Annotated in this window: 8 protein-coding genes; 7 read left to right on the forward strand and 1 reads right to left on the reverse strand. The window is 64.7% G+C overall.

Annotated elements, in window-relative coordinates; all coding sequences use genetic code 11:
- The 3 genes from ACOJTB_RS12675 to ACOJTB_RS12685 all read left to right on the forward strand — a co-directional run.
- Positions 1 to 561 (forward strand): TCP-1/cpn60 chaperonin family protein (locus ACOJTB_RS12675; protein ID WP_420102884.1); only part of this gene is annotated, 561 nt, incomplete at its 5' end.
- Between the two features lie 235 nt (positions 562 to 796).
- A complete protein-coding gene (phnD, locus tag ACOJTB_RS12680; protein WP_420102885.1) occupies positions 797 to 1,708 on the forward strand; it encodes a phosphate/phosphite/phosphonate ABC transporter substrate-binding protein in 912 nt (303 codons plus the stop codon).
- A 151-nt stretch (positions 1,709 to 1,859) separates the two neighbouring features.
- The gene (locus ACOJTB_RS12685; protein ID WP_420102886.1) at positions 1,860 to 3,950 is read left to right on the forward strand and encodes an ABC transporter ATP-binding protein/permease; all 2,091 of its coding nucleotides are present in this window, start codon (positions 1,860 to 1,862) and stop codon (positions 3,948 to 3,950) included.
- Between the two features lie 152 nt (positions 3,951 to 4,102).
- Here ACOJTB_RS12685 and ACOJTB_RS12690 read toward each other — a convergent pair whose 3' ends face one another.
- Positions 4,103 to 5,332: a helix-turn-helix transcriptional regulator gene (locus tag ACOJTB_RS12690; RefSeq protein WP_420102887.1), complete on the reverse strand. Its 1,230-nt coding sequence runs from the start codon at positions 5,330 to 5,332 to the stop codon at positions 4,103 to 4,105.
- A gap of 270 nt (positions 5,333 to 5,602) precedes the next feature.
- Here ACOJTB_RS12690 and ACOJTB_RS12695 point away from each other — a divergent pair, with 270 nt between their 5' ends.
- From ACOJTB_RS12695 to ACOJTB_RS12710, 4 genes are all read left to right on the forward strand, one after another.
- Positions 5,603 to 6,931 (forward strand): porin, encoded by a 1,329-nt coding sequence (locus ACOJTB_RS12695; RefSeq protein WP_420102888.1) that lies wholly within the window; start codon positions 5,603 to 5,605, stop codon positions 6,929 to 6,931.
- Between the two features lie 21 nt (positions 6,932 to 6,952).
- Positions 6,953 to 7,327 (forward strand): helix-turn-helix domain-containing protein, encoded by a 375-nt coding sequence (locus ACOJTB_RS12700; protein ID WP_420102889.1) that lies wholly within the window; start codon positions 6,953 to 6,955, stop codon positions 7,325 to 7,327.
- Between the two features lie 202 nt (positions 7,328 to 7,529).
- Positions 7,530 to 8,213 carry a Crp/Fnr family transcriptional regulator gene (locus ACOJTB_RS12705; protein WP_420102890.1) on the forward strand — a complete coding sequence of 228 codons (684 nt, stop codon included), beginning with the start codon at positions 7,530 to 7,532 and terminating at the stop codon, positions 8,211 to 8,213.
- A gap of 221 nt (positions 8,214 to 8,434) precedes the next feature.
- Entirely contained in the window at positions 8,435 to 9,184 is a 750-nt protein-coding gene (locus ACOJTB_RS12710; RefSeq protein ID WP_420102891.1) for a class I SAM-dependent methyltransferase, read from the forward strand.
- Positions 9,185 to 9,250 lie beyond the last annotated feature (66 nt).

The following is a 9,250-nucleotide window of genomic DNA, read 5'->3' on the forward strand; positions in this document are numbered from 1 at the left end:
TACGACCGCGAGAAGCTCCAGGAGCGCCTGGCCAAGCTCGCCGGCGGCGTCGCGGTGATCCGCGTCGGCGGCGCGACCGAGGTCGAGGTCAAGGAGAAGAAGGACCGCGTGGACGATGCCCTGAACGCCACCCGCGCGGCGGTCGAGGAAGGCATCCTGCCGGGCGGCGGCGTCGCCCTGCTGCGCGCCCTGAACTCGGTCAAGGCCCTCAAGACCGAGAACGACGACCAGAAGACCGGCGTCGAGATCGTCCGCAAGGCGATCATGGCCCCGGCCCGCCAGATCGTCGACAACGCCGGCGATGACGGCGCGGTCGTGATCGGCAAGCTGCTGGAGTCCAAGGACTACGCCTGGGGCTACAACGCCCAGACCGGCGAATACGGCGACATGGTCAAGGCCGGCATCATCGACCCGGCCAAGGTCGTGCGCACCGCCATCCAGGACGCTGCCTCGATCGCCGGCCTGCTCATCACCACCGAGGCGATGATCGCGGAGCTGCCGAAGAAGGACGCCCCGATGCCCCCGATGGGCGGCGGCGGCATGGGCGGCATGGATTTCTGAGGAAATCCATCCGCCCAAGACCCCAGGGTGCTGGAACCGGGCAAGCCCGGTTCCAGTGGCGGCACGGATTTCCGAGGACACCCATTCGCCTCAAGCAGAATGCGGAAGGCCCGGCGCAAGCCGGGCCTTCTCTCGTTTGCGGCGCTTGGCGGCGATGGATGACGGAAACGACATCCAATCGTCGCATCGGCGCCATCCGCCCTTGCTGTGCTCGTCCGGCAAGGGAGACGAGCCGATGTTGACACGCCGCATGCTTCTGGCAGGCCTCGGGGCCAGCTGCGCCCTGCCTGCCGGTGCCCAGGACGATTGGCGGCGCAGCGTGCCGGAGGTGCGCATCGGCGTCTCCTCCGCCGAGAACGAGGCGGGCGCCATCGCCCGCTATCAGCCGCTGATGGGCTATCTTTCGGATAAGCTCGAAGTGCCGACCAAGCTCTACCGCGTCACCGATTATGCCGGGCTGGTCGAGGCGATGCGCGCCGACCAGATGGAATTCTCCCGCTTCGGGCCGGCGGTCTATGCGCTCGGGCGGCGCATCCTCGGCGACCGGCTGCAGCCGCTGTTCCGGGATATCGATCAATACGGGCAGGAAGGCTATTATTCGGTCGTCCTGGTGCGCAGCGACAGCCCCTATCGCACGCTCGCCGATCTCAAGGGCAAGTCCTTCGCCTTCGCCGATCCGAACTCGACCTCCGGCTTCGCCTTCCCGGCCTATTTCATGCGCAAGGAAGGCGTCGATCCGCAGAGCCATTTCAGCGGCACGGTGTTCTCGGGGGGCCACGACAATTCCGTGCTCGCTCTGGTGCGGGGGCAGTTCGACGGCGTCGCGACCTATCAGGTGAATGCGGAATCGGGCGTCGCGCAGCGCCTGGCCGCCAAGAATATGATCCCGCAGGGTTCGACGCGGGTGATCTGGACCTCCCCGCTGATCCCGGCGAGCCCGTTCTGCGCCCGTGCCAATCTGCCGGACGCGCTCAAGGCCCGCTTCGTCGCCGCGATGAACGCGATGAAGGACGAAGCGCCGGAAATCTGGAAAACCTTCACGGACGGACATGTTTCGCGCTATGCGCCGGCGCGCCACGATGATTATCTCGACGTGATCGCCGTCACCGAGGAACTCGATGCGCAGCGCAAGCAACGGCGCAGCTGATCCCGGCCAGCCCGGTCCGACAGGCCCCCTTCCGCGAGATGACAATTCGCTCATCTTGCGACTGCGGCATTGAACGGCCGAAGCCCCTGCGACATGGTCCGAATCAAGGCTCCAAGCGAGCCATCGGATTTCTCGCCCAGGACTTCAGCCCATGCGTCCGTTGAGCATTCTCGTCGCCGTTCTGGCGGCCGCCGCGCTGGCATTCGGCCTCAAGGCGGGGGCCGCCGGCACGATCGGGCTCGGTGTCATCGGCCTGCTGCTCGCGCTCGCCACCTGGCGGGCGGTGACCATCGCGACCTTCCTGCGCATCTTCTCGGTGATCTTCGCGGTCGAGTACATCGTCACGGGCGCCGCCGCCCTGCTGGCGCAGACGGGGCTGTGGCCTGCGGCCCTCGCGGCGCTTGCGCCACCGACGAGCCTGCCGATCACCATCGCAGTGTTCGGCATCACCGTCTATGCGATTTCCTTCGTGCCGGCGATCGCGCGGATCGCACGGCTCGCTTCGCCCTATTTCGAGGATACGAGCCCGACGACGGCGACGCTGCTCAAGCCTTTCCGCATCGCGACGGGGCGGCTGGGCGTGCTGATGCTGATCTTCCTGGTCGTCATCAACCAGTTGCAGGTCGGCATCTCGCTGCGCCTCTCCTTCTTCAACCGCGACTTCTACAACGCGATCCAGGAAAAGGATGCCAACAGCTTCTGGTATCAGCTGATCTATGTCTTCAGCGTTTGGGCCGCGATCGCCGTCATCTCCAACCTGATCGAGATGGTGGCCAACTACGCGCTCCTGATCCGGTGGCGGCGGCACATGGCCGAAGCCTTCAGCGCCGCCTGGCTGCGCAACGCCAATCACTACCGCATCGCGCTCGCGGGCACCTCCGACAACCCCGACCAGCGCATCGCGGAAGACACGCGCTCCTTCGTCAATCAGACCTATAACTACGCGCTGCCGTTGCTGACGCAGGTTTCGACGCTGGTGTCGTTCTCGATCATCCTGTGGTCGATCCCGGTGGCGAGCACGGTGCCCGGTACCGACATCACCGTGCCCGGCTTCATCTTCTGGATGGCGCTGATCTATTCGGTTGCCGCGACCTGGATCGCCCATCTCATCGGCCGCAGCCTGATCCCGCTCGAATTCGAGCAGGAGCGGCGCGAGGCGAATTTCCGCTTCTCGCTGGCGCGGCTGCGCGAATATTCCGAGCAGATCGCGCTGATGCGCGGCGAGAGCACCGAGCAGCGCCATCTCAGCCAGCGCTTCGGCGAAATCGTCCAGAATTTCTACCGGCTGATCTGGGCCCGCGTCCGGCTCACCACCTTCACGCTCTCTTTCGGACAGGCGAACGTGGTCGTGCCCTATCTGCTGCTCGCGCCGCATTACTTCGCGGGCAAGATCACGCTCGGCATCATGACGCAGGTCGCGACCGCCTTCGACCGGGTGCAGACGGCGATGTCGTTCTTCATCGATCGCTACCAGACGATCGCGCAATATGTCGCCTCCATCAACCGTCTCACCACCTTCGAGGCGGCGATCGCGCAAGCGGATGCGCAAGGCGTCCGGGGCGGGGCCTCGGCGCTGGCGATCGCGGCCGGCGCCGGGCCCGACATGGCGATCGAGCGGCTGGCGCTGACGCTGCCGAACGGGGCACCGATCGTAAAGGCCGAGGGCCTGTCGCTGCAGGGCGGGCGCTCCACGCTCGTGGTCGGCCCGTCGGGCTCGGGCAAATCCACCCTGTTCCGCGCGCTCTCCGGCGCCTGGCCCTATGGCGAGGGCCGCGTGGCGACGCCGCAGGGCGCCACGACGCTGCTGCTGCCGCAGCGGCCTTATCTGCCGCAGGGCTCGCTCCGCGCGGCGCTGGCCTATCCCGCCGAGCCTGAGGCCTTCGACGACGCGGCGCTGCGCGACGCGCTCGCCAAGGTTCGCCTGCCGTATCTGGCCGACAAGCTCGACGAGGTCGATTTCTGGGGCCAGCGCCTTTCCGGGGGCGAGCAGCAGCGCCTGGCCGTGGCGCGCGCCCTGCTCGCGAAGCCCGACTGGCTCTTCCTCGACGAGGCGACCGCCTCGCTCGACGAGAAGCTGGAAAACGAGATCTATGCGCTGATCAAACAGGAACTGCCGCAGACGACCGTCGTCTCGATCGGCCACCGCTCCACGCTGCGCGAGATGCATGACGACATCGTCGCGATGGAGCCCAACGGCGACGGCACCTTCACGCCGAAGGCGGTCGCGCCGGCGCGAAGCTAGGATGTGCTGATTTCGCACGGAACCAGAGCGTCGTCCCGGACAAGCTGCGAAGCAGCGCCGCTCCGGGATCCATCGTCGCGCTCAGGAGCCCTGCGACGGATCCCGGGGCAGGCCTGGGATGACGGAGTGGTTCCACGAGAACTCGGCATGCTCTAGAGCATCGCGCCGCGCACCCTGCCGAGCAGGTCGATCAGTTCGGCCTGGCTGCCGGTTCCGGTCTTGGCATACACCGATTTGATCTGCGTTCTCGCCGTTTCATGGGTCAGCCGCAGTGCCGCGGCCGCATCGACAAGGCTGAACCGCCCCAGAAGGGCGCCGGCCAGCCGCACCTCCGCCGGGGTGAGATCGAAGAGCGCATCCAGGTGCGGAAGCGGTGCCGGCGCCCGCTCGTCCAGATCGGTGACCATCAACACCGCCACGGCAGGAACGAAGAAGCCCCTGGAATCGCCTCTCAAGCGGACGGCCCGGAGGATCAACGGATGCGCGCCGGGCCGGCGAATGGCGACCGGCTCCAGCGCGGCGGCATCAGCCGCGAGTTCCGGCCAGATCGCAGCGGATAGATGGCGCTCCAGCGCCTCTCCTCCCTGGCCGAGGCGGAGCTTGCCGGCACGCAGCTCGATCACTCGACCGACCATGGCCTCGGCAGCGGCCGTCATCCTGACGACTTTGCCGAACCTGTCGATGAAGAAGGCGGCCCTGCGCATGATCTCGATCGCGTCGGCCATACCGTCGAGCCGGTTGAATTCCAGTTCGCGCGCAAGCGTCGCAGCGCGCGAGGCGACCGGCACCAGGCGGGCGAAAGCGCGCTGGTCTTGATCGAGAAAAGCCCCGGCCTCGGCGCCGCGCTGCAGGGTCAGGCACCAAAGATCATCGCCTGTGGTTATTCCCAGGCCCGCGAACCAGCCGAAGCCCAGTGGGCGCAGAAACTCCTGATAATAGTCCATCCGATCCATCTGCTCGGCGGTGACAAAATCCTGATCGACCATCCAGCCGCGCTGCCTCATCGTCGGCACGCCGGCATAACGGAAATCCCGCTGATACCAGCCATCGGCGACATAGCGCTGCGCGAGCTCGCCCATTCCCTGTGTGGGCAGCACCAGCGGGCCCTGGCCTTTCACCGTCAGCAGGGCCGCGCCTTTCGCGCCGGTCTGCCGCGCGATGGTTTCCAGCGCGGCCTGCCATGCCGCGGGGTCCGTGGCAGCATCCAGCAACTGCGCCTCGATCCGCTGCAGGGTTTCGTCATCCATGCGACCGCGCTCCACGCTCAGAGCATCGTGACCGCGTCCGTCCGGAAACACGCCGGCCCCATGAGTGCCGCGCGGTATGAGCCACTCTCGTAAGGTTAGCCTGTTGTTACCGATCCATTCAAGACGAGGCTGCATTGCCGCATCACGGATGTCGGTTTGCGACCGCTTCAGATACCCAATGGTTCGGTCTTGCACATAAAAAGATCATCTTTATTTCCAAAATGTAAATATCTCCACATTTTTGATGTATATTTTTTCACATGTTCCCAAATTGCAACATAATTTAACTCCGCAACAAACAGTGAATTAATACACACTCGCAGCCATACATGAACCAATACCTTCATCATCGGATTGAATCACAGGATTCAGCCGCGGCATTCGCCAATCTTATTGGAGGTTTTGATGAAGAGCTTTGTTTCAGCGCTGGGCATGACGACGGCGGCCTTCGCCGTTGTCGGCAGCGCCAACGCCGCCGACCTGCCGTCGCGCAAGGCGGCGCCGGTCGAGTACGTGCGCGTCTGCTCCGCCTTCGGTGCGGGCTTCTTCTACATTCCGGGCACGGACACCTGCCTCCGCGTCGGCGGCCGCGTCCGCGCCGAATATCTCGTTCAGCAGCGCTTCAACCCGCGCGGTCTGGACGTTGCCGATCAGTACGGCATGCGCGCCCGTGGCCGCATCTTCCTCGACGCACGTAACCAGACCTCCTACGGCACGCTGCGCACCTTCATTCGCGTCGACACCACCATCTCGAACGGCTCATACGCCTCGGCCCAGGGCACCAACAGCACGGGGCCGATCTTCACGACCACTCGCGGCGGCGCCGGCGCGACCTCCGTCGGCCTCGATCGCGCTTTCATCCAGTTCGGCCCCATCACCGCCGGTCGTTCGCAGTCGTTCTTCGACTTCTACGCCGACACGCTGAACTACGGCCCGATCCGCACCACGGACGCCGTCACCAACCTGCTCGCTTACACCGCGACCTTCGGTTCGGGCATCTCGGCGACGATCTCGCTCGAAGATCGCATCGAGAAAGAGCTTTCTGCGCCTGGCTTCACGGCCGCCGGACAGGATTACCCCGATCTCATCGGTTCGCTGAACGTGACCCAGGGCTGGGGCTCCGCTCAGCTGTCGGGCGCGGTGTTCCAGCGCAAGACGGCCGCCACGATCACGTCGCCGACCACCACGTCGTTCGACAAGACCGGCTTCGCCATTCAAGGCGGCGTGAAATTCAACCTGCCCATGCTCGCGGCTGGTGATGAGCTCTGGCTGCAGGCTGCTTACAGCGAAGGCGGGATTTCCTACATCGGTTACGGTGGCAACTCCGGCACTTGGGGACAAAACTCCAATGTCGGTCGCCTGCTTTTCACCAACGCCGACGCCAGCGTGACAGCCGCGGGTCAAGTCAAGCTGACCAAGGGCTATTCCTTCGTCGCAGGTTTCCTGCACTATTGGACTCCCACGATCCGCCAGGGCATCTACGGCTCGTACTCGAAGCTCGATTACGCGAACGGCATCGGCGCGGTGAACGCAATCGGCCAGGATCCGACCGAATGGCGCGTCGGCTCGAACCTGATCTGGTCGCCGGTTTCCGGCCTCGATATCGGCGTCGAGGTCCTTTACGCCAAGGCTCAGGTCAAGAACCTCGTTCAGGCTCAGGGTCGCCCCGCCGGCGTCCTCCTGAAGTCGGACGACGCCTTCCAGGGCCGTCTGCGCATCCAGCGCGACTTCTGATCCGACAGCGAGGGCCCCGGCATGTCCGGGGCCCTTTCGCGTCCTGGTCCGCCCTGTGCGGCCAGCGCTTTCCGCTTCGTCGACCATCAAGCCGACCCTCGGGGTTCGCCCATGAACAGCGAGCAATGCCGCGTGGCCCGGGCCATGCTGGGGTGGAGCATCAAGCAGCTCAGCCGCGAAGTCCGCGTCGCCCAGCGGACCATCAGCGAGTTCGAGATGAACGGCCAGGCCAGGCCCGAGACGCTCTCCAGAATTCGCTCGATCTTCGTCACCAACGGGATCGAATTCATCGAGGACGATGACGGCGTCGGCCTCAAGCGACGCTACACCTTCGACGAATACATCTTTCGCCAGCAGTTGGCTCCGCAGCATGCTGGCCTCTCCATTCAAAACTGAAGGTTACCCACCAAGTCGAATGCACGGCATATCCCATTTGGGTGATGCCGCCAGTTCAATGCTCCTCCACAATAATCATAACCTCGAACGAGGGACCGACCGACACGCCACAACCTGACACGCTGAGGCCGTTTCTGCTTCAGACAGTGACGAGGGAACGATCGATGCCATGGGACTTTGCGTCATGCTCCGGGAGCTGCCGATGGGTGTGATGCCCGAGCCGCCCCAGACGGCGGTTTCGCTGCCGCTTCCCAACGACATCCTCGATGTGGGCCTGCCTAAGCGGAAATTCGTCAAGGGCTCGCTGATCAAGCATCCCGACGACGAGAGCGACAGGATCTACCTGATTGAAGCCGGGAGGGTGATCACCTTTTTCCTCGGGCCGCAGGGGCATGACGTGCCGGTCCTCGCACTGGGGCCGGGAAGCTTCGTGGGGGATCTGCCGGTCTTCGGCCATGACGAACCGGCGACTTATGCGCAGGCCGCTGAGGATACCTCGGCCCTGGTGATGAACCAGAGCCAGTTTCTCGACACCTTCCGCACGAGTCCCGAATTCGCGGAATACGTCGCCAAGACGCTCTCGCTGCGGCTGCGGCACCTGCGCCAGCTTTATATCGAGAACCGGTTGCTACCGATGAAGACGCGGCTCTATGCGGAGCTGCTGCGCCATGCCGTCCGCGACGATCAGGGCCGGCTGTGCATCGCGCCGCCGCCGACACACGCGGAACTGGCGAACAGCATCGCCTCGCAGCGCGAGACGGTCACCAAGCAGATCAGCCAGCTGGTCAAGGCGGGCGTGATCGAGAGCTCGCGCAGCATGATCCGCGTGCTCAACGAGGATTTCTTTCGCCTGGAAATCACCCGCTCGCTCGGTTCCGTCGAATAGACTCGAATTTCAGTTGAGACGTGAATTTGTCCACCGCATGACTGATGTTCTGCGAGTAACGTCGTCTATGGTTGGAACCAGTTCTGGGCATCAACCTCCAAAAGAGTGAAGACCCGAGAGGATGGAGCCCAATCTCCATCCTCTCATTCATGTCCGCGGCCCGCCGGGCCGCGAGGACCGGGGCTTCGACAGACGGCGCCATCGCCCGGAATGCTCTCCAGATGTCACTGGTCGTCCTCTCACAGGAATATCTTCGGGCCGCGTTCAAGAAGCCGCGCCAGTTCCTGAGGCCCGCCACCCCACGGATCTGCACGATCTGCGGCCATGAGGGCCGGTTTCTCGATGTCGGTCCGCGCCCGCAAGCGCGCTGCCCGCACTGCTCCTCCAAGGAGCGCGACCGGATCATGGGCCTGTTCATCAGAAGGCAGAAGCTCGACATGGCGGGCAAGCGCATCCTGCACTTTTCGCCGGAGCGGCCCTTCTTCCGGATCTGGCGTGACAATCCGGACTATATCGCGGGCGACATCAAGCGCAGCAAGGTGGCGAACGCCATCGTCGACGTGACCGATATCCGCTTTCCCGATGCCTTTTTCGACTATGTCATTTGTCACCACGTGCTCGAGCATGTGCCCGACGACGAGCGCGGCATGCGCGAATGCCTTCGCGTGCTGAAGCCGGGCGGCATCGCGTTCTTCTCAGTACCGCTGGATGCGTCGCGGGACGTCACCTGGGAGCCGCCGGCGGACATGGACCGGGCCGAGGTCGAACGCATCTGCGGCTGGGATCATGTCCGGCTCTATGGCCGCGACTTTCCCGACAAGCTCGCGGCGGCCGGTTTCGATGTGGGCGAGATCGGCTTCTCAGTCCAGGAGGGCGAGCGCCACGGGCTGACCGAGCGCCACGGCATGGAGCTTCAGGGGCTCGACCGCGTCTTCATCTGCTCGCGCCCCCCGGAGCTCGCGGGCCCCTGAACAGGGTGCCGGGCGCTGGCCGAACCACGATCCAGGCCTGACGGCGACGAAACCAACACTCGCCGG

Origin of the sequence: Allobosea sp., assembly GCF_048595345.1 — a bacterium.
In the GTDB taxonomy this organism is placed as follows: Bacteria; Pseudomonadota; Alphaproteobacteria; order Rhizobiales; family Beijerinckiaceae; genus Allobosea.